At 41.5% G+C, this 25,011-nt stretch carries 24 protein-coding genes and 1 tRNA gene; 11 read left to right on the forward strand and 14 right to left on the reverse strand.

All coding sequences use genetic code 11. The features are described 5' to 3' along the window. Positions 1–18: 18 nt before the first annotated feature. Complete coding sequence (gene miaA, locus ACM5QX_RS00190) at positions 19–903, reverse strand: tRNA (adenosine(37)-N6)-dimethylallyltransferase MiaA (RefSeq protein WP_414751881.1); 885 nt, start codon at positions 901–903, stop codon at positions 19–21. A gap of 385 nt (positions 904–1,288) precedes the next feature. Here miaA and gyrB point away from each other — a divergent pair, with 385 nt between their 5' ends. Then, positions 1,289–3,226 carry a DNA topoisomerase (ATP-hydrolyzing) subunit B gene (gyrB, locus tag ACM5QX_RS00195; protein WP_414751882.1) on the forward strand — a complete coding sequence of 646 codons (1,938 nt, stop codon included), beginning with the start codon at positions 1,289–1,291 and terminating at the stop codon, positions 3,224–3,226. A 64-nt stretch (positions 3,227–3,290) separates the two neighbouring features. Here gyrB and ACM5QX_RS00200 read toward each other — a convergent pair whose 3' ends face one another. The 5 genes from ACM5QX_RS00200 to ACM5QX_RS00220 all read right to left on the reverse strand — a co-directional run bounded on the left by ACM5QX_RS00200 (position 3,291) and on the right by ACM5QX_RS00220 (position 6,106). Beyond that, positions 3,291–3,614, reverse strand: coding sequence for a hypothetical protein (locus ACM5QX_RS00200; protein WP_190567595.1), 324 nt, complete (start codon positions 3,612–3,614; stop codon positions 3,291–3,293). 469 nt (positions 3,615–4,083) lie between these two features. Then, a tRNA-Asn gene (locus tag ACM5QX_RS00205) sits at positions 4,084–4,155 on the reverse strand. 149 nt (positions 4,156–4,304) lie between these two features. Further along, positions 4,305–4,856, reverse strand: a complete 552-nt coding sequence (locus ACM5QX_RS00210; protein WP_414751883.1) for an NYN domain-containing protein — start codon at positions 4,854–4,856, stop codon at positions 4,305–4,307. A 285-nt stretch (positions 4,857–5,141) separates the two neighbouring features. Beyond that, a complete protein-coding gene (locus tag ACM5QX_RS00215; protein ID WP_011319285.1) occupies positions 5,142–5,819 on the reverse strand; it encodes an ABC transporter ATP-binding protein in 678 nt (225 codons plus the stop codon). A gap of 14 nt (positions 5,820–5,833) precedes the next feature. After that, positions 5,834–6,106, reverse strand: a complete 273-nt coding sequence (locus ACM5QX_RS00220; RefSeq protein ID WP_010998680.1) for a hypothetical protein — start codon at positions 6,104–6,106, stop codon at positions 5,834–5,836. 401 nt (positions 6,107–6,507) lie between these two features. Here ACM5QX_RS00220 and psbD point away from each other — a divergent pair, with 401 nt between their 5' ends. The 7 genes from psbD to ACM5QX_RS00255 all read left to right on the forward strand — a co-directional run bounded on the left by psbD (position 6,508) and on the right by ACM5QX_RS00255 (position 13,983). Further along, positions 6,508–7,563 carry a photosystem II D2 protein (photosystem q(a) protein) gene (psbD, locus tag ACM5QX_RS00225; protein ID WP_011318085.1) on the forward strand — a complete coding sequence of 352 codons (1,056 nt, stop codon included), beginning with the start codon at positions 6,508–6,510 and terminating at the stop codon, positions 7,561–7,563. A 608-nt stretch (positions 7,564–8,171) separates the two neighbouring features. After that, complete coding sequence (locus ACM5QX_RS00230) at positions 8,172–8,453, forward strand: 4a-hydroxytetrahydrobiopterin dehydratase (protein ID WP_011319284.1); 282 nt, start codon at positions 8,172–8,174, stop codon at positions 8,451–8,453. A 366-nt stretch (positions 8,454–8,819) separates the two neighbouring features. Beyond that, positions 8,820–10,547, forward strand: coding sequence for an iron uptake porin (locus ACM5QX_RS00235; RefSeq protein WP_414751884.1), 1,728 nt, complete (start codon positions 8,820–8,822; stop codon positions 10,545–10,547). A 176-nt stretch (positions 10,548–10,723) separates the two neighbouring features. Beyond that, on the forward strand, positions 10,724–11,161 hold the full coding sequence (locus ACM5QX_RS00240) for an RrF2 family transcriptional regulator (protein WP_414751885.1): 438 nt from the start codon (positions 10,724–10,726) through the stop codon (positions 11,159–11,161). A 123-nt stretch (positions 11,162–11,284) separates the two neighbouring features. Continuing rightward, a complete protein-coding gene (cysK, locus tag ACM5QX_RS00245) occupies positions 11,285–12,247 on the forward strand; it encodes a cysteine synthase A (protein ID WP_414751886.1) in 963 nt (320 codons plus the stop codon). A gap of 15 nt (positions 12,248–12,262) precedes the next feature. Then, on the forward strand, positions 12,263–12,970 hold the full coding sequence (locus ACM5QX_RS00250; RefSeq protein WP_414751887.1) for a J domain-containing protein: 708 nt from the start codon (positions 12,263–12,265) through the stop codon (positions 12,968–12,970). Positions 12,971–13,110: 140 nt separating this feature from the next. Continuing rightward, positions 13,111–13,983 carry a 6-carboxytetrahydropterin synthase gene (locus ACM5QX_RS00255; RefSeq protein WP_414751888.1) on the forward strand — a complete coding sequence of 291 codons (873 nt, stop codon included), beginning with the start codon at positions 13,111–13,113 and terminating at the stop codon, positions 13,981–13,983. A gap of 120 nt (positions 13,984–14,103) precedes the next feature. On the opposite strand, the gene ACM5QX_RS00260 is transcribed toward ACM5QX_RS00255, so the two are convergent. The 4 genes from ACM5QX_RS00260 to ACM5QX_RS00275 all read right to left on the reverse strand — a co-directional run bounded on the left by ACM5QX_RS00260 (position 14,104) and on the right by ACM5QX_RS00275 (position 18,511). After that, a complete protein-coding gene (locus tag ACM5QX_RS00260) occupies positions 14,104–15,156 on the reverse strand; it encodes a tellurite resistance TerB family protein (RefSeq protein WP_414751889.1) in 1,053 nt (350 codons plus the stop codon). A gap of 415 nt (positions 15,157–15,571) precedes the next feature. Continuing rightward, entirely contained in the window at positions 15,572–16,813 is a 1,242-nt protein-coding gene (locus tag ACM5QX_RS00265) for an NAD(P)/FAD-dependent oxidoreductase (RefSeq protein ID WP_414751890.1), read from the reverse strand. A gap of 136 nt (positions 16,814–16,949) precedes the next feature. Continuing rightward, a complete protein-coding gene (rd, locus tag ACM5QX_RS00270) occupies positions 16,950–17,114 on the reverse strand; it encodes a rubredoxin (protein ID WP_414751891.1) in 165 nt (54 codons plus the stop codon). 317 nt (positions 17,115–17,431) lie between these two features. Next, positions 17,432–18,511 (reverse strand): Rieske 2Fe-2S domain-containing protein, encoded by a 1,080-nt coding sequence (locus ACM5QX_RS00275; RefSeq protein WP_414751892.1) that lies wholly within the window; start codon positions 18,509–18,511, stop codon positions 17,432–17,434. Positions 18,512–19,008: 497 nt separating this feature from the next. Here ACM5QX_RS00275 and ACM5QX_RS00280 point away from each other — a divergent pair, with 497 nt between their 5' ends. The 3 genes from ACM5QX_RS00280 to ACM5QX_RS00290 are packed head-to-tail and all read left to right on the forward strand — an operon-like array spanning position 19,009 to position 21,935. After that, the gene (locus tag ACM5QX_RS00280) at positions 19,009–21,345 is read left to right on the forward strand and encodes a WD40 repeat domain-containing protein (RefSeq protein ID WP_414751893.1); all 2,337 of its coding nucleotides are present in this window, start codon (positions 19,009–19,011) and stop codon (positions 21,343–21,345) included. Positions 21,346–21,387: 42 nt separating this feature from the next. After that, a complete protein-coding gene (locus ACM5QX_RS00285; RefSeq protein ID WP_414751894.1) occupies positions 21,388–21,606 on the forward strand; it encodes a DUF433 domain-containing protein in 219 nt (72 codons plus the stop codon). Positions 21,607–21,608: 2 nt separating this feature from the next. Continuing rightward, on the forward strand, positions 21,609–21,935 hold the full coding sequence (locus tag ACM5QX_RS00290) for a DUF5615 family PIN-like protein (RefSeq protein WP_414751895.1): 327 nt from the start codon (positions 21,609–21,611) through the stop codon (positions 21,933–21,935). A gap of 431 nt (positions 21,936–22,366) precedes the next feature. On the opposite strand, the gene ACM5QX_RS00295 is transcribed toward ACM5QX_RS00290, so the two are convergent. From ACM5QX_RS00295 to ACM5QX_RS00310, 4 genes are all read right to left on the reverse strand, one after another. Continuing rightward, on the reverse strand, positions 22,367–22,579 hold the full coding sequence (locus ACM5QX_RS00295) for a hypothetical protein (protein ID WP_414751896.1): 213 nt from the start codon (positions 22,577–22,579) through the stop codon (positions 22,367–22,369). A 155-nt stretch (positions 22,580–22,734) separates the two neighbouring features. After that, positions 22,735–22,980, reverse strand: coding sequence for a DUF433 domain-containing protein (locus tag ACM5QX_RS00300; RefSeq protein WP_414751897.1), 246 nt, complete (start codon positions 22,978–22,980; stop codon positions 22,735–22,737). Positions 22,981–23,371: 391 nt separating this feature from the next. Further along, positions 23,372–24,451: a class II fructose-bisphosphate aldolase gene (gene fba / locus ACM5QX_RS00305; protein ID WP_011319265.1), complete on the reverse strand. Its 1,080-nt coding sequence runs from the start codon at positions 24,449–24,451 to the stop codon at positions 23,372–23,374. 298 nt (positions 24,452–24,749) lie between these two features. Then, positions 24,750–24,881 carry a hypothetical protein gene (locus ACM5QX_RS00310; RefSeq protein ID WP_414751898.1) on the reverse strand — a complete coding sequence of 44 codons (132 nt, stop codon included), beginning with the start codon at positions 24,879–24,881 and terminating at the stop codon, positions 24,750–24,752. Positions 24,882–25,011 lie beyond the last annotated feature (130 nt).

The following is a 25,011-nucleotide window of genomic DNA, read 5'->3' on the forward strand; positions in this document are numbered from 1 at the left end:
GCATTTGATAAAATGTCTCTACTGTTGTATACGCTGCCAAACATTCTCTAATAAATTAGGATCATCTGCATTAAACCACTCAATTCGAGGAGATGCTTTAAACCAGGTACGTTGGCGTTTAGCAAATTGTCTTGTATGTAAAACAATTAATTCTTTGGCTGCTTCTAAATTAATTTCTCCAGCTAAATAATGCTTGATTTCTTGATATCCCAAAGTATTTAATAAAGGTAAATCAGCACCATATTTTTGGCAAAGATATTCAACCTCGGCTACTAAACCATCTGCTATCATTTTCTCAGTGCGTTGGTGAATACGCTCACCCAATCTTTCCATTTCACAATCTAATCCAATCTGTAAAATAGGGTAATCTGGGGGATTTTCTCCTTGCTGTGCTGATATGGGAATGCCAGTAACGTAAAATACTTCTACTGCTCGTAGAGTCCGTACAGGATCATTGGGATGAATTTTTTGAGCCGCAACGGGATCAACTTGTTGTAATATGCCGTAGAGTGTATTTTGACCTAAGGATTCGAGTTGCGATCGCAATTCATAATTCGGTGCAACCCTGGGTATCTTCATCCCCAGCACAATAGAACGTATATATAATCCAGTACCTCCTACTAACAATAACGGCGAAACTGGCAGAGAATTAATCAATGCTTGTGCCTGTTCTTGATAATCTGCAACTGTCATCGTTTCTCTGGGAGTGCAGATATCTATTAAATAATGGGCAACAGCTTTTTGTTCTGCCAGCGTTGGCTTCGCTGTACCAATATCAAATTCACGATACACCTGACGAGAATCAGCACTCAAAATCACAGAACTCAACCGCATAGCTAAGTTCAAAGCCAAACCAGATTTACCCGTCGCCGTAGCTCCACAAATTACGATTAATTTAGTCATTGGTCATTAGTCAGTTGTCAGTTGTCAGTTGTCCATAGTTATTCTTCTTTTCTCCCCCTCAACGCTTTTGTGCTAAAATTCTTAAGCATTTTGCTCTTTTTAGATTTTGAGCGATTTAACAGACGATAGGTGAAATTTTGTTCGGAGACTAAACACTACAAAGTCTTAATCTCTTCTACTCAAAACTTGTTGAGTATGTTATAAATCGGTGAAATTTGCAATAGTAAGGCGATTAATTCAAAAAACTTATGGGGTTACATCCCCTATATAAACTTCTCACAAAAATGCCCTACAGTCGCCTTTAAGGCTTTTGTGTTAGAATTTTGGAGTGATTTGACTTTTTAGCCTTTGGGCGATTTCAACCCCACGCATCAGGAGAATATTCATGACGAGCAGTTACAGTGCCGATCAGATTCAAGTTCTGGAAGGTCTGGAAGCCGTCCGTAAACGACCGGGGATGTACATCGGTTCTACCGGGCCGCGAGGACTCCACCATCTAGTTTATGAGGTGGTAGACAACTCTATTGACGAAGCATTGGCAGGTTACTGCACTCATATAGAGGTGGATATCAATGCTGATGGTTCCGTGACTGTTACAGATGATGGTCGCGGTATTCCTACGGATACTCACTCGCGGACGGGAAAATCAGCGTTGGAAACAGTGATGACGGTACTGCACGCTGGGGGTAAGTTTGGCGGTGGTGGTTACAAAGTTTCTGGAGGCTTGCACGGGGTTGGTATTTCCGTAGTTAATGCCTTATCAGAAGTTGTTGAAGTTACAGTCTGGCGAGATAAAAAAGTTCATATTCAACGTTATGAACGTGGTATCCCTGTTACTGAACTCATAGCAAAGCCCTATAAGGAAGCAAGAACAGGAACATCTGTCAGTTTCAAACCAGATAGTCAAATCTTTACTAATAGTGTTGAATTTGATTACATCACCCTCTCAAGTCGCCTGCGTGAGTTAGCGTATCTGAATGCAGGAGTGAAAATCACTTTCACCGACAATCGTTTGGAACTACTAAAAAGTGATACACCTAAAGTAGAAAGCTACGAGTATAAAGGTGGTATCAAAGAGTACATTGCTTACATGAACCGTGATAAGCAACCACTACATGAAGAAATCATCTATGTGCAGGGAGAGCGTAACAACGTACAGATAGAAGTTTCCTTGCAGTGGTGTACTGATGCTTACACAGACAATGTGCTTGGTTTCGCCAATAATATCCGCACCATAGATGGAGGTACACACTTAGAAGGTTTAAAAGCGGTTCTGACTCGGACATTGAACACGATCGCCCGCAAGCGCAATAAAATTAAAGAAAATGAAGCAAACCTCAGTGGTGAACACGTCCGCGAAGGTTTAACAGCGGTAATTTCCGTCAAAGTCCCAGACCCAGAATTTGAAGGACAAACCAAAACCAAACTAGGTAACACCGAAGTCAGAGGTATTGTTGATTCTTTGGTAGGCGAAGTCCTCACAGAGTACTTAGAATTTCACCCTGGTATCGCTGACGCAATTCTCGATAAAGCCATCCAAGCTTTCAAAGCCGCAGAAGCAGCACGCCACGCACGGGAGTTAGTCCGACGCAAATCAGTACTAGAATCTTCTCCATTACCCGGTAAATTAGCAGATTGTAGTTCCCGCGACCCCAGCGAATCTGAGATTTATATTGTGGAAGGTGACTCAGCCGGTGGTAGCGCCAAACAAGGACGCGATCGCCGCACCCAAGCTATCCTCCCCCTACGTGGTAAAATCCTTAACATCGAAAAAACGGACGATTCCAAAATCTATAAAAATAATGAAATTCAGGCGTTAATTACTGCCCTGGGTTTAGGTGTCAAAGGTGAAGAATTCGACTCCACCCAACTACGCTATCACCGCATCATCATCATGACCGATGCTGACGTAGATGGAGCGCACATCCGCACATTAATATTGACCTTCTTTTATAGATACCAACGAGCGCTCATCGAACAAGGTTTCATCTACATTGCTTGTCCCCCATTATATAAAGTAGAACGGGGACGCAATTATGAGTATTGCTATAGTGAGCGTGATTTACAACAAGCGATCGCCAAATTTCCCGCAAATGCCAACTACACCATCCAACGCTTCAAAGGTTTGGGTGAAATGATGCCAGAACAACTCTGGACAACCACCATGAACCCGGAAACCCGCACCTTAAAGCGAGTCGAAATTGAAGATGCCGCAGAAGCCGATCGCATCTTTACAATTTTAATGGGCGATCGGGTTGCACCCAGACGCGAATTTATTGAAACCTACGGTTCTAAACTTAACCTCACAGATTTAGATATCTAATCGGTTAAAAGTTTAAATGGGTGATTATTCCACATCAATTACCCATTTTCTTTATAAACCAAAGTCATTGATTGGTTTTAGGATTATGAGAATTGTTTGGTAATGGTTGAGACTTTTCAAAGGGTAATAATTGTTCTTGAATTGATAACTGACTGGGAACCTTGAGAACAGCTTCTTGAGTCTGCCTGTTTGTTGTGATTAAAAAGTAGATTTCTCTATCAAACAGTTCCCTTCCCTGTTTAAAGAAGTTTGGTTCTCTAGGAATTAAACCACCAGTAATCTGAGAATTTTCGTTAGCTACTGCTGGTGTGCTTAATAGCAAAACTGTTAAAGAAACTTTTATGGGTGTAGCTAAACCGGAAAATATTTTCTGCACAATAGTTTTCATATTATTCCCCTGTTATAGCCTTAGCCGGATCAATCAGGACATCAAGTAAAGATCAAACCCTGACAACAAAAAGCTTTCGTGTCTTTCAATTGTGGACATTGAAGGGTTGTTTCCATTCAAAAGGTCTCTTTGACTGCTCAGATTTGTCGCTTTCTGGGCTGATTGTTGCACAAAACCATTATACCAAGTTAGCTTAATGACCAGCGATCGCCCTACCGACTTAATTTAGCTGTTTGACAATTCTCCTATGTCCACAGGCGTTCAATTAAAGTTAAGCCAACCTTACTTGATTGGGTCATTCTCAAGGTTGATGTACCCGTTTTAGTCTCCCAAAGTATTTGCCATAATTCAGGAAGACCACAAATTGGTGCAGTGATCAAAATTGTAAAAGTACATCGGGTAGGTTTGTGAAGTTTGATTTCTCACTCCCTGTCCTGTTTTTTACTTTTTGTCTTTCTCTATTGTTAAACTCCCCAGACTGGATTCGAACCAGTGACCAATCGATTAACAGTCGATCGCTCTACCGCTGAGCTACTGAGGAACGTTGCTCTCACGATTTATAATAGTAGCGTAGTCGATAGGATATAGCAAGTACTTTTGCAAAAAAAGTTTTCCAGTAGCTTTATTGTCTAGATTATTCCAGCCAAAACCTTCTCTAGAATGACACTAGAGGCTTTTAGATGGTAATATTTACTTAATCCCCATTCGTAGTTCAGCTAGCTTTTGGCGCGCTTGAGGGTCAATGGCGCTGGCGAGAAACCTGCTTTTAGATTGTTTACGAGATTGATACTTTTGCCGCATCCTACACACTGTAGTTTCTACTTCGCCGCACAGTTGATATGCTGATAACCATTCAGCCCCGTATCCCTGTACTGTCAACTGTTGTGCGCGGTCTGATGTAGCAACAATTACACGAGAAATGCGAGCTTGTGAAACTTCAGGGCGCAAAGAAGCACAAATTTTTTCAATATAGGTATCTGCTGTTTGCCCAAAATCTGTGTAATAAACTGAAACTAGCTCTGTAATAATTTCTTTGTTACTACAAGTATTTTGATAGTGAGCATCAAAAACTATTTGAGTGTCATAACCCTGATACGAGCTGTAACTTGTCATTGCTTCCACAAGTTGCCCGCGAGCAGCCTCTAGTCCATTTTTATCACGGGTTTTTTTCAAACAAGGCCAAGCGCCAATTATATTGTAGCCGTCTACTAATAAAACGGCTGGGATTGGGGAACGGGGCATGGTTTTCGATCACAATTTTCTAGAGTTAACAAGATCCATTCATAACTTTTATAGTAATTGAAGCATTGCCTGTAACACTATGTTACAAATAGTGGGAAATTATGATTTGTTTGCAAAGTTGAGGTAAAAAAAGCCCCAAATAATAACAAACGCGCCATTAATGGCGCGTTGCAGTTGTCAAAAATTACTGATTAATTCAGGCTGGTCAGTTGTCAGTTGCCAGTAGTGATTGGTCATGAGGTATGGGCGGGGCATTAATCCTTTCCCCTTTCCCCATTCTCCAATTCAAGAAGCTTCTTGGTGTACTTCCATAAGACGTTGTTTGAGGCGTTGGGGTTCACCTTGATCTACTAAACAACCTTTCTCCAGTAAGAAAGCACCATCACAGTAGTTCAATTCATCCAAGCGGTGTGTTACCCATAAAGCTGTGATACCCCTACTTTTCACTAGGCGGCGGACACTGGCCACTAAGTCCAGTTGACTATCTGGGTCAAGTAAGGCTGTAGGTTCATCTAATAATAAGACTTCACAGCGACGAGCGATCGCTCCAGCAATAGCCACGCGCTGCTTTTGTCCCCCACTCAGGGCATAAATTGGGCGTAGCTGTAAAGCACTCAAATTCACTGCCCCTAGTGCCTCCTCTACTCTAGCTCTGACAGCCGATGTTGGCAGTTTTTCTTCCACCAAACCAAAAGCCACATCAGCACCAACAGTTGGCATCACCAATTGATGATCAGGATTTTGGAAGACAAAACCCACAGGATGTAAAACCCCAATTTCACCAGATTTAGGAGCCAAAAGACCTGCTAGGAGACGGAGTAAGGTAGATTTGCCACTGCCATTAGTACCCAAAAGCATCCAAAATTCTCCTTGGGGTACTTCCAAAGAGCAAGATTGAATTGCTGTCTCACCGTTCGGCCAACTGAAATTTAAATCTTTAACGACAATGCCCATGTCCGCCATGTTGATACCTTGGGTTACTCACCCGCTAGGGCAAAAAATCCAGGCGCTCTACCACTACTTGTAGTAACACCATCCTTCTGAGTAATCTGGACTCCAGAAATTTCACTAGCGCGGACAGCAATTTTTTTCTCTGTCTTGCCCTCACACTTCAGTTCCACAATATCAGGATTACCAGAGCGGATCGCTGCCAAAATCAGCTGATAAACAGCCTCAGCGTCCTCTGCTGTCTTACGTTGCACTGTTATCGGGAAGGCAGTGTTCTTGATGCTTAAATCAATGGTAAACATTTAGCAGGAATTACATATAACTGTAGGACTCATTTTAGCGTTATGAGATTGGAGATTGGGGAATGATGAGTGCTGAGTCATGAGTGCTGCACTCCTGCGAAGAACCTGTAGGGTGTGCTGAAGCGGGGTAGACGGGGTTGTAGCGGGTGCTAAGCATTCCCCTGTGCTTGTCTGCTTCCGCTTAGTCCCCAATCACTCATCCCCAACCCTTTCTGTATCCAAAGATTAAATTATTCCCAAAATTTACTGGAAAAATTAGCGGTTTGCACATAGAATTATTAGAGACGGTAAAAATTTGTAAACTAGATTGACAATCTGGTTAACTTTCTGTTTGTAAGATGTAATACAATTTTCATCTACAGGCAAACCCGAACTTATAAAAACATTGGAGATTTCTTGTAATGACCATCGCAGTAGGAAGGGCCCCCAGTAGAGGGTGGTTTGACGTACTAGACGACTGGTTAAAGCGCGATCGCTTCGTATTCGTAGGTTGGTCAGGGATATTGTTATTTCCTTGCGCCTTCCTAGCACTAGGCGGTTGGCTAACCGGTACAACATTTGTCACATCGTGGTACACCCACGGACTAGCATCATCCTACCTGGAAGGAGCAAACTTCCTGACAGTAGCAGTATCAAGCCCAGCAGACAGCATGGGACACTCCCTGTTGTTGTTGTGGGGACCAGAAGCCCAAGGGGACTTTACCCGTTGGTGTCAGCTAGGAGGGTTATGGCCATTCGTAGCCTTACACGGAGCCTTCGGCTTGATCGGATTCATGCTACGTCAATTTGAAATTGCCAGACTAGTAGGAATCAGACCCTACAACGCACTAGCATTTTCAGCACCCATAGCGGTATTCGTCAGCGTATTCCTGATGTACCCATTGGGACAATCATCTTGGTTCTTTGCACCAAGCTTCGGAGTAGCAGCAATTTTCAGATTCTTGTTATTCCTGCAAGGGTTCCACAACTGGACACTAAACCCCTTCCACATGATGGGAGTAGCAGGTGTACTCGGTGGAGCATTACTGTGTGCCATCCACGGTGCAACAGTAGAAAACACCCTATTTGAAGACGGCGAAGGCGCAAACACCTTCCGCGCCTTCAACCCCACCCAATCAGAAGAAACCTATTCAATGGTGACAGCGAACCGATTCTGGTCACAGATATTCGGGATTGCTTTCTCCAACAAACGCTGGTTGCACTTCTTCATGTTGTTCGTACCCGTAACTGGGTTGTGGATGAGTGCGGTAGGCATCGTTGGTTTAGCATTGAACCTGCGGGCTTATGACTTCGTTTCCCAAGAATTACGGGCAGCAGAAGACCCAGAATTTGAAACCTTCTATACCAAGAACATTTTGCTGAACGAGGGTATCCGCGCTTGGATGGCTCCTCAAGATCAGCCTCACGAAAAATTTGTGTTCCCCGAAGAGGTACTACCTCGCGGTAATGCTCTCTAAGCATGATTTAAGATTCATCGCTTGCCATTGTGTTCAAACCTCCGCCAAAAAGCGGAGGTTTTTCTTTTTGTGGTCGATTGTCAATTGACTATAGACTAATCTCTAAACTTGTGTGTTATATTGAGCGAAGGTGAAAACCCAGAGATAAATTCTCTGCCTTTTTGAGACTAAGACCGTTTAGGCAACAAGGAGGTGATGCCCATGATAGAAAGTAGTAAAAGCATGGGTCATCAGGTTGCAGTTAGCCGGCTGTGCGCCGGGGCTGTTCTCTAAAAGTTAGCCTTAGTCTTTTCGAGACTAAGTTAGCTCCAAAAGCTAGGCTAAAGCTCGGAGTTCCTTCCGGCAGTCTGGTTGCAACCTGAAGACCCGCTAGACCGCTCTGACTTAGATTATCCAATCTAAATCAGAGCGGATAGTTTTTTATGGGTAAGTTTTAAGATATTGATGGTTGCAAGGGAAAACTCAGCAGGTAAATACGTTAAATTTTTGTAAGGAAATAACAATATTGCGTGCTTATTGTCTGGTTCCGGCAAGAGAGATTTGCAAGATCAAAAAATGACAAGGGTGACAGAGCCATACACGTCTTTTAAATATAGGAGATTTTGCCAATGGCGCAACTACTAGGCGATGCAGAAATTCAGTCACAAGCTAGCAAACTATCTGGGTGGACGTTAGAGGGTTCTAAGTTGCAGACTACCCGCAAATTCAAAGACTTTATTGAAGCGATCGCATTTGTCAATAAGTTGGTAGAACCTGCGGAGTCAGCTGGACATCATCCAGATATAGAAATCTCTTATAACAAAGTCAAAGTTACCCTAACAACCCATGATGCAGGTGGTTTGACACAAAAAGACTTTGATGTAGCAGCAACGATTTCCCAAATCAACTAATCACTTTTTGGTAGTGCTTGGAAGCTACATACATCAATGTATGACTTTCGGTACACAGGGAGTTGTACATTAGATACTCCCTTTTGTAATCTAACTACGAATCAGTGTGACAGTTAATGAGGCGATCCCTCCTATCTTGCCATACAGTCGAAATGCTCTATAATAATCAGCTATATGGGTACGTTTTTGCATAAGTTAATTGCATTAATTTTTAATACTAAGTTAATCAATCATCAACTTGGCAAAAACTAAAATTGTAATAGTGGCAACTATGCCTCATCAAAAGATTTCAATAAGATGTCGCATTTTTGAGAGTAGCTGCAACAAGAACAATTATCTATACAAGGTGTGAGGAGAAAAGTAAAAATGTCTAATCTATTGTGGAAATCCCTAGTGGTTAGCCCTGCTGTTTTAGGCGCAACACTATTAGTGTCGTCAGCAGCGATCGCAGCTACAAATGCAACTACAGAATTATCAGTAACCGAAACAGTAGTACCTACTGAACTAGCTCAACAACCAGAAATTGTGGCTCAAGCAGCCCCAACAACTGAAGATACAAAGGTTATCGACCAAGTTAACCGCTACAGCAGCGAAGGTAAAGGTAACGCTCAAAGCCAAGTCACCTCGGTTTCTCAGTTCTCTGACGTACAGCCAACCGATTGGGCATTCCAAGCATTACAGTCTTTGGTTGAGCGCTACGGTTGTATTGCTGGTTATCCCAACGGCACCTATCGTGGAAACCGTGCTTTAACCCGCTATGAATTTGCGGCTGGTTTAAACGCTTGTTTGGATCGTGTCAATGAACTGATTGCTACAGCAACTGCTGACCTAGTAACCAAGCAAGATTTAGCTACCTTACAACGCTTACAAGAAGAATTTTCGGCAGAATTGGCAACCCTGCGCGGTCGTGTAGATGCTTTAGAAGCACGGACTGCGGAATTGGAAGCTAACCAGTTCTCTACAACTACAAAACTAGTCGGTGAGGCTATCTTCGCCGTTACCGATGCTTTTGGTGAAAACACTGGCGACGCTAACAACACTGTTTTCCAAAACAGAGTTCGTCTAGGCTTGCAAACCAGCTTCACTGGTAGAGATGTTTTAACCACCCGTTTAGCTGCTGGTAATGCAACTGGCTTTGATTTTAGAGATAACAATAACAATTTTATTGATGCTGGTGGTCAAGGACTACAAACTTTCCAAGTTGGTAGTACTGGCAACAACAGTGTAGAAATAGACCGATTGACCTATGAAGCACCCGTTGGCCCAGCTCAAGTTTACCTTGCCGCTAGTGGTGGACGACACAGCCATTATGCAGCCGTAAACAACCCTTACTTCTTTGACAAGACTGATGGCGGTAACGGCGCTTTATCTACATTTTCTTCGGAAAATCCCATCTACCGCATTGGTGGTGGTGCAGGTATCGCCTTCAATGTGCCTTTTGGTCAAGGTGGCAGCATCTTAAGACCTAGCTCCTTTACTGTAGGTTATTTGGCTTCGGATGCTAATAACCCTGGTCCTAATACTGGTCTATTCAACGGCGATTACGCTGCTTTAGGTCAGTTGAACTTTAGTGTAGGCGATCGCTTGGCGTTAGCTGCTACTTATGTTCATGGATATCATGGTGCAAGTGGCAGCGCCCTGTTTGACTCTGGAGATACTGGTGCTATTGTAGGTACTTCACTAGCCAACAATAATAGTTTCCTAAATGCTTCTTCCAGCAACTCCTACGGTTTGTCTGCGGCATTCAGACCTAGCGATAAACTATCAGTTAGCGGTTTTGTATCTTACAGCGATGTCACAGGCTTCGGTGCCAACGATGACAGAGAAGTTTGGAGCTACGGTATCGGTGTAGCATTACCTGACTTTGGTAAGAGAGGTAACGTCCTGGGTATCTTCGCAGGCGCTCAACCTTACGCACGCGGTGTCCAAGCTGGTGCTAACGAAGTTCCTTACCAAGTTGAAGGTTTCTACAAATATCGCGTATCTGACAACATCTCCATCACCCCTGGTGTAATCTGGTTGACTAACCCTGGTCAGAACAGCAATGCAGATGATGCGATCATCGGTACTCTGAGAACAACCTTCACTTTCTAAGCTATTAAAAACTTCTAGAAAGTTGAATATAATTGAAACCCCGCTACTGAGCGGGGTTTTTTGCTGTCTTTAGCACTAATGCACAAACCCTACTGCTTAACCGGAGTATACTAGAGGAAGTTAGGGTTTAACACTTAACGCTCTATTCATAATTATTCACCACTCACTTATTGCTTGTGGAACTATCGTGTAAATCAGAATACGCAATTCTTGCCTTACTAGAAATGGCAACTCATTACGACAGTGGCGAACCGATGCAAATTAGGCAAATCGCCGCTCAACAAAGCATACCCGATCGCTATCTAGAACAACTATTAGCGACATTAAGACGCGGGGGTATACTCAGAAGCCAACGTGGGTCAAGAGGTGGCTATTTTTTAGCCCGCGAACCCAGAAAAATTAGCATATTCGAGATATTGGAATGTTTGGAAGGGTTAGAGGTGAAGACTAGTGAAGAAAATCTCAAGTCTCAAACCTTAGATGGTTCTGTTATAGAAGAAATTTGGCAAGAAGCGCGTCAGGCGGCAAATTCCGTTTTGAAAAAATATAGCCTACAGGATCTTTGTGAAAAAAGAGATTCTCGAAAGCAGTTGGATGTGATGTATTACATTTAGTGGTCAATAGTCAACAGTCCATAGTCCATAGTCGATAGTTTATAGGCTGTCGGGCGTGCACTGTGAATGAGGGAAAATAATTCATGACTAATGACTAAATAACTAATTAAATAAGGGAAAATTATGCGGGTTGCTCGTAACATTACAGAACTTGTTGGTCGTACACCTTTAGTACAGCTAAATCGTATTCCTCAAGAGGAAGGATGTGTAGCTCAGATTCTTGTGAAGATGGAAAGCATGAATCCATCATCATCTGTGAAAGACCGAATTGGGGTGAGTATGATTAATGCAGCTGAACAGGAGGGGTTGATTGCTCCTGGGAAGACTGTATTAGTCGAACCCACATCGGGAAATACGGGGATTGCTTTAGCAATGGCAGCAGCAGCCAAGGGTTATCGCTTAATTTTAACGATGCCAGAAACCATGAGTGGTGAGCGTCGGGCTATGTTGCGGGCTTATGGAGCGGAGTTAGAATTGACACCAGGAATGGAAGGAATGAGTGGAGCAATTCGCCGCGCCCAGGAGATAGTGAATACTACCCCTCATGCTTATATGTTGCAGCAGTTCCGTAATCCAGCGAACGTGAAAATACATCGGGAGACTACCGCCGAAGAAATCTGGGAAGATACCGATGGTCAGGTAGATATGATTGTCGCAGGGGTGGGTACAGGTGGTACGATCACAGGTGTAGCGGAAGTACTGAAAGCCCGTAAACCAAGTTTTCAGGCGATCGCAGTTGAGCCTGCCAATAGTCCAGTTTTATCTGGAGGTAAACCAGGCCCCCATAAAATTCAGGGAATTGGTGCGGGATTCGTTCCCCAAGTCCTAAAAACACAATTGATTGATGAAGTGATTACGGTCACAGATGAAGAAGCGATCGCTTATGGTCGGCGTTTAGCTAGAGAAGAAGGGCTATTATCTGGGATTTCCAGTGGTGCTGCTTTGTGTGCTGCCATTCGCGTAGCTCAACGTCCAGAAAATGCAGGACGTTTAATTGTATTGATTCAGCCTAGTTTTGGAGAAAGGTATCTGAGTACACCATTGTTCCAAGACCTAGAAACGAAGGCAACAGCTAGCATTAGCTAACGTAATTTTGGATGAATGGTCGATTCTAAGAAAGATTTAAATCACTACGAAATTCTCAAGGTCAGCCCTAGAGCCAGCCAAGCGGAGATCAAGCAAGCTTATCGCCGCTTGGTAAAATTATTTCACCCGGATAGTAACCAGGACACAGCAGATAAAGAGCAGATTATCCGAATTAACGCAGCTTATGAAATTTTAGGCGACAATCAAAGTCGCCTCAATTATGATGAGGAACTGCGGGATAAATCTCAGAAATTCAAAGGCGATCGCCTACAGCGTACTACATCAGCACAAAAAGAATATCAAGTAAAACGTAAAAGCGGCAAAGATGCTGATGAACAGGTAGAAGAATGGCTACGCTTGGTATATCAACCAGTCAATCGTTTACTTTCTACTATTCTCAGTTCGTTGGAAGAACAGATTGAGGAACTAGCGGCTGATCCCTTTGATGATGAACTATTAGATGAGTTTCAAGAATACTTACAAACTTGTAAAGACGACTTCAAGCAAGCCCAAACTATTTTTCGCTCCCGTCCCAACCCTCCTAGTATGGCGAGAGCCGCCGCGCACCTTTACTACAGCCTCAATCAAGTAGCAGACGGACTAGAAGAATTGGCTTACTTTCCCTTAAACTACGATGATCGCTATTTACACACAGGTCAAGAATTATTCCGCATTGCTACAAGATTGCACTATGAAGCACAAGCATCTGTAAGCAGTCATTAGTCCATAGCCAATAATCAATAGTTAACAATTCATAGACTAATGAGTAATGGCCATCTACCAATAACTAATGACTATGAAATTAGTTTATGCTGGAAAGAGTGAAAGATTAAGAAAGTTTAAATTTTGCTCCCAGTTTACTCATGCAATGTATTGTAAATCGCCGCGCTCAGTTTTCGGCTAGCCATCGCTATTGGTTGCCAGAACTGAGTGAAGCCGAGAATATTGAAAAATTTGGTGCTTGCTCTCGATTTCCTGGGCATGGACACAACTATGTCATATTTATCTCTCTGGCTGGAGAACTAGATGAATATGGTATGGTGTTGAACTTGTCTGATGTGAAGCAAGTAATCAAGCGGGAAGTTACCAGCCAACTGGACTTTTCCTATCTCAACGATATCTGGGCAGAATTTGGGCAAACTTTGCCAACTACAGAAAATATCGCACGGGTTATCTGGCAGCGACTAGCCCCTCACTTGCCTTTAGTCCGTGTGCAGTTGTTTGAACATCCTGAACTTTGGGCAGATTATCAAGGAAACGGAATGGAAGCTTACCTCACTATCAGTACTCATTTTAGCGCCGCCCATCGGCTGGCTCATCCCAATCTTAGCCAAGAAGACAACACAGAAATTTATGGTAAATGTGCGCGTCCCCACGGTCACGGACACAACTATCATTTAGAAGTGACAGTCAAAGGCGAGATTGATCCACGCACCGGTATGATTGTCGATTTAGGTGCTTTGAATCAGGCAATTGAAGATTATGTTGTGGAACCATTTGACCACACATTTTTGAATAAAGATATTCCTTACTTTGCTGAGGTTGTACCAACGGCTGAGAATATCGCTCTATATATTAGTAACTTACTGCGATCGCCTATCCAAGAACTGGGAGCCAAACTTTACAAAGTTAAGCTGATCGAAAGTCCCAATAATTCTTGTGAAATATACAGCACAGATTCAGAATCGAATACTGTCAACACAGCAAAACCAGAACCAATGTTAGCGCGGATCTAATTGATTCACTGTTTACGGGATGTAGAAAACTTCCTGTGATGAGAATACAAGCCAAAATAAAGTAAGATGAGTCTCCAACGCAGGCGAAGTTGGAGACTCACGTTTATTCAGAGTTTGCTACTAGGTAAACTCTATAGTTTCTACAAACCCTAAAATGTTTTCTTTAATGTTCTTAGCTTCTTCTTCAATAGAAGTAGGAGTATCTCCATTGAAAAAGCTACGCTGGTTGCTAACTATATACAAAAAATCATCTTTAATAAAGGAAATCAAACCTCGATAGGCGTTCAATCTAGTAATAGTGCCGTTGTTCTCGGCTTGGGAAATTGTTGAGCCATTAGGCATATCTACCAGGGCATAATAATAGCCTAGTGTCTCATTCTCTTGATATTCTGTATGCTTAATTTCCGCATTGGGTAGATTATTCAGAATTGCCTGTGGTACATACTTTTCAACCATGATTGAGCGGAGATATTCTTGTTTTTCTGTAGAGTCAAGTTCCTCTAATTGTTCTGGAGGTATGGGATAATAATCGATTCTTAATAAAGTGCCGAAGTCATCTGAGAAACCAACCACGCCTTCTTGACTTTGAATTTTCCCTCCTTGTTCGGCATCAACGGGAATGGGTACAGTGAAGTTACCTAAAGGTGATTCGTACACTTCATCAGTGTAGTTTTCTACTGTAAAAATATCGTCTTCGTCGTCTAGGTAACCTTCATTTTCTACTTCTTGGAAAGCTGCTGTTACCTCTTGGATGATTTCTTGGGCTTCGTCCTCTTCCAGTTTTAATGCTACCTGAAGCTTTTTCAGATAAGCCTGTTTCTCTTGGGGAACTACTAGTTGTTCTTCGTCTAAGAGCATAATGACCCCAGCTGCAAACCCATCCCAGACTAACTCATCGGTGAGGGCTTGACTCGCTGCATTAAATAAAACCCCAACTCCCTCATCTTCGGCAATGGCGATGAGTTCATCAACCGTTTCAATGATTTCATCTTCTGAATATTCAGCGAAAACCTCAAATTCCCAAAGTATGCCCGCGATACTTTCTGCGTCTATCTCTTCAATATTAGAATCGGCAATGGCGGTAACGACTGCGATCGCCGCAACGGCTTCTTCCGGGCTGAGTGATTCTTCCATCGTCTTTTTTGAGTTAAAGACCTGATCATAACTAGTCATAAGTGTTACCTCTAGCGAAACGCGAGTTTACACAAAACTGGAGACTCCTATAACAATAGGAAGAAGAAAATGGGCTTTTCATCTACAATGTTTGGTATTTGTCCAATCATCGCAAATCATTAGTACCATAACCTTGTAATTTGAGCCTCTAGCAATTGAATTATTTTTATTAATAAACTGCGATTTTTTAGTTAGATATTTACCTATATTTACAAAGCGATCGCCTTTCAATTAATCTTGCTTGCAGAGAATATTAGTGACTAGCTATCAATCAACTTGATTAGGTTAAGAAATATAGATAAAAAAGTAGAAGGAGAAAATACTAAAGATTTTTAGCCTTTCTCCTTCTAGCTTGTCGTTAGGTAGTAATCTTAAGCAGTCACCCTATATTTAAACACTGACTAATCAACAAAACCTAATCAGCACTATGTTCCCCCATAGCTGTTCCTGCCAAGTAACCTGTTGTCCAAGCACTTTGAAAATTAAATCCACCAGTAACACCATCAATATCCAAAATCTCTCCAGCAAAGTAGAGATTTGACACTAGTTTACTTTCCATTGTTTTGAAATTAATTTCCTTCAGATTCACACCACCACAGGTGACAAATTCTTCTTTAAAGACTCCTTTACCACTAATTAAATATTGCCCTTGAGTGAGTTCTTGAACTAGCAGATTGAGGGTTTTATTGGATAATCCTGCCCAACGCTCATCTGTGGTAATGCCGACACGAGCAATGATATATTGCCAAAGACGGTGCGGTAAATCAACGCCACGATGTAAAGCGATCGCCCGCTTTCCCCATTCATTTTTTATTGCTAGGATATTTTGCCGTACTTGTTCTTGAGAAAAATCTGGCAACCAATTAACTAACAAGGTTGCTTGATAATGTTTGTCATGTAACAATCTTGCGCCCCAAGCGGAAAGCTTGAGAACAGCCGGGCCACTTAAGCCCCAATGAGTTATTAACAAAGGGCCGGTTTGTTCCAGTGGTGATGAACCATCAGCACATAACCGCAACCGCACCGGGTTAACGCTAATACCTGCTAACGCCCGCAACTTAGCTTCAGAAATATTAAAGGTAAATAGTGATGGGACTGGTGATTCAATATGATGTCCCAATTCTTGGGCTATTTGATAGCCGACACGACTGCTACCCGTAGCTAATAATAGGCGATCGCAGTTGATGATCTTCCCCGACCTGCAAAAAATCTCAAAATGATTCCCTTGTGACTGTTTAATTGATGCAACAGCCACTCCTGTTAATATTTCCACCCCTGCGACTGTGGCTGCGTTCATCAAACAATCTACAATCGTTTCCGAACTATCTGTGATGGGGAACATCCGCCCATCCGCTTCAGTTTTTAACCGCACACCTTGGGTCGCAAACCAATCTACCGTATCTTTAGCTTGAAAGCGTGCGAAAGCTCCCCGCAAAGCTTTACCGCCTCTAGGGTAATACTGCACTAACTCATGTGCATCAAAACAAGCGTGAGTCACATTACAACGCCCACCGCCAGAAACACTGACTTTCGCCAGTGTTTGACGACTGGCTTCAATTAACGTAACTTCTGCTTGGGGGTTGACTCTAGCACAAGCGATCGCACCAAAGAATCCTGCGGCACCGCCGCCAACAACTACAATTTTTGAAGGTAGCAATTTTCCAACTTTCTTTTCTAGATCACCTACTTTCTAGGCTAGTACAGCACGGCGGAAATAAATTTCTCATTGTCAATCTTTCAAAACCTTTGAACACAGGATTTTGAATTTTGCGTAGCGGTTATCGTAGTTATTTTTACAAATCTGCTGGTTCAAATAAATCTTTTGTCGCACCGCAAACCGGACACACCCAATCTTCTGGGATCTCCTCAAAGGTGGTAGCCGCAGCTATACCGCTATCTGGATCACCAACTTCTGGATCATACTCGTAGCCGCACACAGTACATACATGAGTTACCATAGTTTTCCCCTGAATGATTGTTGGGATGGCTTTTAATATACAAGTAGCGCCCAAAAGAAAAATCTACAATCGAACATAAAAATATTTCATCTCTAGCTTTTTGTTTCTCCATAGAGGATTTATCAGCCTCAAGGCTGGCATTATTAAAATAATTGGTGTCAATTTATACGATTTTAATTTTTTTTAGTCGTTATACTCATTTCTAGGTTCTACCTGGGAAATCTGAAGTGGCTTTGCCACTTCTTTTTATGAGTGCAATTGCCTGACTGAAAAAAGTAAAAAGTCATGATAGAGAACTTTTTACTTTTTATCTTTTTTTAATCGTTAGTCAATTCATCTCGCCATTTAGTCTGAGTTTCCTTCACCTCTGTCTCAGGCGATCGCGCTAACAGCCAAGTCTTCCACATCAAAGGTTTTTGCATTTCCACATGATTGATTAATTGCACAATCGATTGATCTACTTTGATGGGATTTTTTAAATTAAACTGCATATTCTGTAAAATGTTTCTCTCATCACTGATTAATTCCTGCACCAAAGAATTACTCAGCCATAACATCAAACGGTTAAATAACCAACCCAAAAGACCTTTACGTTGCTTAGTAAAAAATATAGTTTGTACTTCTACCTGTTCCCCTGCAATTAACCGCAAAGCTAACATCAGATAGCAACGGCGTAAGTCTGTTCCTACGGTTAAAGTGACTGTACTGCCATACCAATAGCAAATACTATAAATAGGATTTTTGTATAAAGGACGAAAGACTTTTTTAAACGGCAAATCATGATATTGTCGTTTATATTTACTAAAAATAATGGCATTTTGATTTAACTCCTGTTTTTCAAAGCCAATATCTAAAACCTGGACTCCTTGAAAATATTGAGTATCAATAGCATTCAACATCATTAGATGAGGATGGCAATTTATCACAAAACTAGAACCGATAACAGCCTCGTAATCCTGAAACTCTAACTCTGGAACGAATGGTACAGATTCTCGTGGTATTTCTCCAGTCCAAATCCAGATTATTCCGTACTTCTCCACCGTCGGCCAAGTTTTTAACTTGAGGGACAGAGGTTCATCTAAACACGGAATCTCCACACATATTCCATCAGAATTAAATTTCCAGTGATGGAAAGCACAGCGTAATTCATTACCTTCAACAGTACCTTCTCCCAAGTGAGCGCCCATATGTGGACAATAGGCATCACAAATAGTTACTTGGTGATCTTGTCCGCGATAAATTACTAGTTTCCTACCTAAGAGAGTGATAGATTTTACTTCATTTATTCCTAAATTATCAGATGGTATTACCCAATACCATCCCTCAATAAAACGTTCTGAATTATTAAAAATTTTCGGTTTATGAGTAGCCTTGATATGCGGAGAGTTTGCATCCATTTGAGGTTTCACTGACAGTGAAGCATTTACCTTAGGAATAGCATGGATATATTACAAAAACAGTTATTTTGAGTACTGGCTTCAATAACCAAATTCATGATTAAGTAAATCAGTATGGACAAATTTAACTATGTCCTGGCGATCGCACACATTTTTGTAGAGATGATAAAGACGTATTCAATTAAAAATTACACATCAGAAAAATAGGCATTAGAAGCCAAAATTCAGGATTTTGCAGAGTTTGGTATCATAATAAAAGAGCTTAAGTAAAATAGCTCTTGATTTCTGCAATAATCTCACCCATATATCTTTACTCATTATTATCATGTCTTCCGACAGAAAAGTTATCTAGAAGTAGTAGGATGACAGTATATATTGATTGTTACATTAGACGATAAGATCGGCTAATCCACAATGTATAGTATGGGCAATGCTTGACGAGAAGCTAACATAATTTTCTTGTAATACTAATGTGATATATTTAACAGGAAACCCCTATGGAACCAGGGTTAAGATTACTAATTCAACTAGTACTAGAGTTTGCTCCTGTGTTTGTAAATATCATCCACAAGAGAAGTGAGGAAAGTCTGACCACAGCTAGATACCAAGTCCCCAATTTAATTCAGGGATGTATCGAGACTATCAATAATATCAATGATATTGATACTTCAAATAAGAGCCTTGAACAAGAAAAACTTTGGCAGCAGCAATTGGTGGCTTATCAACGGGAAACACAAGCCCAAATTGCCAATCAACAGAGAGAGACAGCGTTAAAGCTACCAGAAGTTAACAAAATTCTTGATAGTTGGCCTTTAAGGTTGTATCCATCACAAATTTTAGAGTCCCATCATAGTTATGGACGTAAACCTCTCAAAGTTTTCATTGCACCTCCAAAAATCCAGTTTGATAAATTCGATAATCAAGCAGAGATTTATTCGGAAGTTGAGCTAATGTTGGCGGAGGGTTTACGAGAGTTCATCAACAAAAATTACTCTCTCCACAACCCCACTAGACCTATAGAATTTTTAGCTGGAGCTTGGGATAGTAAAAGATTTCATAGTGAATCAAGTATCAAAGCTTTATTTGGAATCTTAAAAACAGAGCCAATATTAATTTTAGAGTCGGAAAATGATGGAGATTATTTAAATTTTCGCATTGCCTATTGGGGTTTGACCCAGGGAACCTACTATTACAAAACAATTTCTCGCTTACCTTATAAAGAAATTATTCAGAATTCGGCAAAAAATCGGGCTTTAGAGTGGAAGAAAATTAGAGATGAACTACTAGAAATAGGCGTAGATGTAGAAGAAATTAATGAATTCGGAAAAGATAATGTTTTTAATTTAGCAATTTTAGAGAAAGCAGAAAAATGGCAAGCACAGGGTATTGATATTAGTAAATTATCGTTACAGTATCGAATCAATCAACAAGATATTCAGCAACTTTACCAAGTATTAATCACTTGTCATTGTCTGGTTACGGCCTGGGTAGCGGATATCTATCATCTGGGGAATCATGATATACCACCTCTACTACCAGAACTGTTACCAAGTTTGCTCAAAGATGCGATTGATATACAATCCCTGCAAACAATTGCCACAAGTTACAAGCAAGTTTACGAAGCTTTAGAAAAAGAACGACTTTATTGGATACCAGAATTATCTATGCAGTTAGCGCAGAGTTTGTCCCATTTACCGGATAATTCTTGGGCGCAAGCAGAGGTTGACTACTCCATCAACGCATGGTTAGAACTGCGTCAAGTTTCATTACAGCACTTTACCAGTCCCTTGGAAGCGATGCAGTCAGTCATCAAGATAGAAGACGAAGAATATATCCAAAAGCTCAGAAAATATTTCACAGCCATAGGCGATCGCCACAGTTTAGAATCTGTAGATAAACTGCTAGAAGCGATCGCCACCCTCAAATACAAACGTAGCCTAGAATACCCAGACCTAACCAAAACAATCACAGGACATTCAGGTAAAGTCACATCTGTGGATATCAGTCTCGATGGCGAAGTTTTGGTTAGTGGCTGTACAGATCAAACAGTTAATATCTGGAATTTGCAAACGGGTAAACTCATCCGCACCCTAACGGGTGATTTAGGAGAAGTTTCCTCCGTAGCCATCAGCCCCGACGGTAATTTTCTCGCAGTGGGTAGCGGTATACATCCGAAAAGTAATGTCAAAATCTGGCATTTAAAAACAGGTAAACTACTCCATACCCTCTTAGGACATCAAAAACCTGTAAACGTAGTAGTTATTAGTCCAGATGGGCAAATTTTAGCTAGTGGTAGTAATAAAATTAAAATTTGGAATCTGCAAAAAGGTGATCGCATTTGCACTCTTTGGCATTCCTCAGCCGTTCACGCCGTAGCAATTAGCCCTGATAGTACAATCCTCGCCAGTGGTAGTTCCGACAACAAAATCAGGCTGTGGAACCCCCGCACAGGCGACCCTTTACGTACCCTCAACAGCCATGATAACGAAGTAAAAGCGATCGCCATCAGTCGAGATGGACAATTTTTATTTAGCGGTAGCGCCGATACCACCATCAAAATTTGGCATTTATTAACAGGTCAAATTCTGCATACTTTAACTGGACACTCAGGCGAGATTAAATCCCTCACAACCAGTCCTAATGGACAACTTCTCTTTAGTGGTAGCGCTGACAATACAATCAAAATTTGGCGCATTTCCACAGGCGAAATACTACACACCCTCACCGGACATTCAGCATCAGTCAATTCTGTAGCCATCAGTCCCGATGGTACAATCCTCGCCAGTGGTAGCGCTGATCAAACCATAAAAATTTGGCAGATAGATAAAATTTAATAATATAAACTATTCACTACGGAATTTGGAGGTTAAATAGCTATGCTTAAATACTCCTCAATTATTAGCACATCGCCAGAAATTATGGGTGGAACACCAGTTTTTGCTGGTACTAGAGTTCCTGTGCAAACACTTTTGGACTATCTCAAAGCTGGAGAATCGATTGACGATTTTTTAGATGGATTTCCAACTGTAACTAGAGAGCAAGTTATTGCATTTTTAGAAGAGACAGGTAAACAAATTATTGACGCGGTAGCATAGTTATGAAGTTGCTTGTCGATGAGTGTATTGATCGCAAGTTTACCAAAGAATTTGTTGACTATGAAGTGAAAACAGTTCCCCAGATGGGATGGGCAGGAGTTAAGAATGGTCAACTTCTTACCCTTGCACAAGCAGAGTTTGACGTTTTTATCACTGTTGATCGCAACCTATCTTTTCAACAGAATCTATTACAGTTCGATATTGCCGTAATTGTTCTGCAAGCTAAATCCAATCGTTTAGCGGATCTGAAGCCTTTAGTCCCAAATATTTTAGCGGTTTTACCTGCGGTAGTTAAAGGAGAAGCTACTCTCGTCAGTGAATCACAATAGAAGAGCGATCGCATTTGAGAGTTGGATCCAAGACTGCCGGAACAGTTGTAATTTCTAGTTTATCAAGAGATTTGAGTGGTCTAATGACGATCACACTATTTCTAAAGATGCAAAAAAACCCTTTTCTATATGTAGAAAAAGGTCTTTGAAGCTACAATCACTCAAATAAATTTTTAGGGATTACTATTACAATTACCACCGTTTAATTTCTTATAAACCATATATCCACCTGCAAGTAATCCAGCCCCAATCACTATAGGGGCTGCTATTGGAATCGCTACAGCAGTTGTTGTAGTAAATCCTAATACTCCAGCAATTCCAGACGCAGGGGTTGTAATTGTCGCTACTGTAATTGAACCTGAGACAGTTGAAGCAGCTCCAGCTACCGCACCGAAAGCTGTTAATCCTGAATTCAGGATTTTAGTATCCTTCTATGATAGAGCTTTTTTTACGCCGTAGGCAGCTAAACCAACTATGGCTCCAGCAGCTGCTACTGGAGCCATACCAACGCCAACAGCTGTACCCATAAGAGCTAAACCCATCCCTCCGACTGTTGCTGATAGTCCTGCTCCTGCGGCGGCTCCAGCAGCTGCGTAACCAGCTGCTTCTAATCCGTTGTTGTCAGATTTGGGATTTTTAGACATTACACATCTCTTCTTAACGCATCTTACTGAGAAGACTATTTGTTTCTCTTATTACTAAGATATAAAGAATTTCTCGGTAATTTGTTAAGCTTGTTAATATTTACTTTGAATATCTTGTAATTTTTTTGTTAGATACTATTTAAAGCTATGGTAATTTACTTAGTATATACTTTTGCCGAAGTCAGAGGTAATTCTATCTCCTCAACCCGCCAAGCTGCATAAGCTAAAGCCTCATAAATATCAGCCAATTCTAAATAAGGATAAGCTTGAAGAATTTCTTCTGGCGTTCTACCAGATGCCATTAACCCAATAATAGTACCAACAGTAACCCGCAACCCACGAATACAAGGTTTACCTCCCATGACTTCAGGATGGAATGTAATTCTAGTTAGCTGATTCATAAGTATTTCTTCTAGACAATCAACGACCTGATATATAGCTATTCTTGATCTTCTACGATACAAGTTTTTTAAGTCAATTATCTAATATGCAACGGATAGTAGTAGCACAGTTTTATCATCGCTATGATAATGATAGGACTTACACAGTGTGACTAGTTTTCTGGCTTTTTTTCAATAGTCCATAGTCAATAGTCAAAATCAAGGTTTTTGAACTGTGGACTATTGACTATTGACCACCCTCAGAAGGGTTTTTTGGTTCAGTGCATAAATCCTAAATGAATCACTAATTCCCACAAAAAACCGGGTAACACTAAAGTTTCCCGGTTTATTTATATCAATATCAAAAATTTTGCAGGAGCAAAGTATTGCCCCTATTTATCTTTGATTAAAATTAAACTTTAGCAGCAGACTTGCTGATAGCGTTCAATTCGCCTTTAGCATACTTAGCAGCAAAAGTTTCCAGAGAAACTTGCTTAATCTTGCTAGCATTACCAGCAGTACCGAATTGTACATAGCGTTCTGCACAAACCTTCTGCATATATGTAATAGAAGGCTTGAGGAAGTGACGGGGGTCAAATTCCTTGGGATTTTTTGCTAAAGCTTCGCGTACAGCCGCAGTAATCGCCAAGCGGTTGTCAGTGTCGATGTTAACTTTGCGAACACCACTCTTGATACCTTTTTGAATTTCTTCTACAGGTACACCGTAGGTTTCAGGAATAGCACCACCGTACTCGTTAATCAAAGCGATTAAATCTTCAGGTACGGAAGAAGAACCGTGCATTACCAAGTGGGTGTTAGGTAGACGGCGGTGAATTTCTTCAATACGGCTGATAGCCAAAATTTCGCCGGTGGGTTTGCGGGTAAACTTGTAAGCACCGTGGCTAGTACCGATAGCTACAGCCAAAGCATCTACCTGGGTTGCTTCTACGAAGTTAACAGCTTCATCGGGGTCGGTTAACAGTTGGGAATGGTCAAGAGTACCTTCAAAACCGTGTCCGTCTTCAGCTTCACCTGCACCGGTTTCTAGAGAACCCAAACAACCGAGTTCACCTTCTACACTTACGCCCAAAGCATGAGCTACATTGACAACTTCGCGGGTGACATTCACGTTGTACTCGAAGCTAGCAGGGGTTTTAGCGTCAGCTTCCAAAGAACCGTCCATCATGACGCTGGTGAAGTTGTTCTTGATTGCTGAGTAGCAAGTAGAAGGAGCATTACCATGATCCTGGTGCATGACGATGGGAATCTCAGGATAGGTTTCTACCGCAGCCAAGATCAGGTGGCGGAGGAAGTTTTCACCTGCATAATTACGAGCGCCACGAGAAGCTTGCAAAATTACGGGGCTATCTGTCTCGGCAGCAGCCTTCAGGATTGCCTGAATCTGCTCCAAATTGTTAACGTTGAAAGCTGGGATGCCGTAACCGTTTTCAGCCGCGTGATCCAAAAGCAGCCGCAATGGTACAAGCGCCATAGATAGTCCTCCTAATGTGGTTGTCAGCTAGTGGGTATGAAAGCAGCGTAGTGATTACGCTAAATCTTAATAGTTTTTTCAACTTATAGGAAATTATAACTAGTGTAGGGTGTTTATGTTGAAAAAGTTTACGCCGTTACTAATCAAGATGCCTTATGCTTTAACTAAACTGCTGTCAAGTATGCTACGGCACAGTTAGAGGCTTTAGTAGTGTGTTATCCCAGGGAGGATATTATGGGCGAGCGCTCATATAACGAAGCATTATCGCGCCTTGCCATCAATTGAGAATTTATGAATATTACGAATTAATTACTGCCGCTAGTTTCTGGGCAGGTGTAGCGTTATGGAGACGCGCAAATTTATCGCAGGTGAATTTGTTGCCGTTTTCCAGTAGAGGAATTGTCCGATGCTGTGGAGGTGTTTTCACCATGATGATATTTGGACAAGATTTACGCACCCAGGTTGTCTATTGGGATTGGGTGTAAGGGTATAAGGATTTTAAACATTTACACCTGACCTATCTCTATAGTGTTAACAGTTTTGATGCTAGCGGCGGACGT

Origin of the sequence: Anabaena sp. CCY 9910 (assembly GCF_963920875.1) — a bacterium.
Classification (GTDB): domain Bacteria; phylum Cyanobacteriota; class Cyanobacteriia; order Cyanobacteriales; family Nostocaceae; genus Trichormus; species Trichormus variabilis.

Bases quoted from the DNA above. Each gene is read 5' to 3' on its own strand.
- ACM5QX_RS00220 (WP_010998680.1), bottom strand. From the start codon at position 6,106: ATGTTTACCATTGATTTAAGCATCAAGAACACTGCCTTCCCGATAACA.
- ACM5QX_RS00300 (WP_414751897.1), bottom strand. From the start codon at position 22,980: ATGAATCAGCTAACTAGAATTACATTCCATCCTGAAGTCATGGGAGGT.
- ACM5QX_RS00275 (WP_414751892.1), bottom strand. From the start codon at position 18,511: ATGGATGCAAACTCTCCGCATATCAAGGCTACTCATAAACCGAAAATT.
- ACM5QX_RS00255 (WP_414751888.1), top strand. From the start codon at position 13,111: ATGCAATGTATTGTAAATCGCCGCGCTCAGTTTTCGGCTAGCCATCGC.
- ACM5QX_RS00230 (WP_011319284.1), top strand. From the start codon at position 8,172: ATGGCGCAACTACTAGGCGATGCAGAAATTCAGTCACAAGCTAGCAAA.
- ACM5QX_RS00290 (WP_414751895.1), top strand. From the start codon at position 21,609: ATGAAGTTGCTTGTCGATGAGTGTATTGATCGCAAGTTTACCAAAGAA.
- fba (WP_011319265.1), bottom strand. From the start codon at position 24,451: ATGGCGCTTGTACCATTGCGGCTGCTTTTGGATCACGCGGCTGAAAAC.
- ACM5QX_RS00310 (WP_414751898.1), bottom strand. From the start codon at position 24,881: ATGGTGAAAACACCTCCACAGCATCGGACAATTCCTCTACTGGAAAAC.
- ACM5QX_RS00200 (WP_190567595.1), bottom strand. From the start codon at position 3,614: ATGAAAACTATTGTGCAGAAAATATTTTCCGGTTTAGCTACACCCATA.
- ACM5QX_RS00285 (WP_414751894.1), top strand. From the start codon at position 21,388: ATGCTTAAATACTCCTCAATTATTAGCACATCGCCAGAAATTATGGGT.
- ACM5QX_RS00235 (WP_414751884.1), top strand. From the start codon at position 8,820: ATGTCTAATCTATTGTGGAAATCCCTAGTGGTTAGCCCTGCTGTTTTA.
- miaA (WP_414751881.1), bottom strand. From the start codon at position 903: ATGACTAAATTAATCGTAATTTGTGGAGCTACGGCGACGGGTAAATCT.
- gyrB (WP_414751882.1), top strand. From the start codon at position 1,289: ATGACGAGCAGTTACAGTGCCGATCAGATTCAAGTTCTGGAAGGTCTG.
- rd (WP_414751891.1), bottom strand. From the start codon at position 17,114: ATGGTAACTCATGTATGTACTGTGTGCGGCTACGAGTATGATCCAGAA.
- ACM5QX_RS00250 (WP_414751887.1), top strand. From the start codon at position 12,263: ATGGTCGATTCTAAGAAAGATTTAAATCACTACGAAATTCTCAAGGTC.
- ACM5QX_RS00280 (WP_414751893.1), top strand. From the start codon at position 19,009: ATGGAACCAGGGTTAAGATTACTAATTCAACTAGTACTAGAGTTTGCT.
- ACM5QX_RS00260 (WP_414751889.1), bottom strand. From the start codon at position 15,156: ATGACTAGTTATGATCAGGTCTTTAACTCAAAAAAGACGATGGAAGAA.
- cysK (WP_414751886.1), top strand. From the start codon at position 11,285: ATGCGGGTTGCTCGTAACATTACAGAACTTGTTGGTCGTACACCTTTA.
- psbD (WP_011318085.1), top strand. From the start codon at position 6,508: ATGACCATCGCAGTAGGAAGGGCCCCCAGTAGAGGGTGGTTTGACGTA.
- ACM5QX_RS00295 (WP_414751896.1), bottom strand. From the start codon at position 22,579: ATGTCTAAAAATCCCAAATCTGACAACAACGGATTAGAAGCAGCTGGT.
- ACM5QX_RS00210 (WP_414751883.1), bottom strand. From the start codon at position 4,856: ATGCCCCGTTCCCCAATCCCAGCCGTTTTATTAGTAGACGGCTACAAT.
- ACM5QX_RS00215 (WP_011319285.1), bottom strand. From the start codon at position 5,819: ATGGCGGACATGGGCATTGTCGTTAAAGATTTAAATTTCAGTTGGCCG.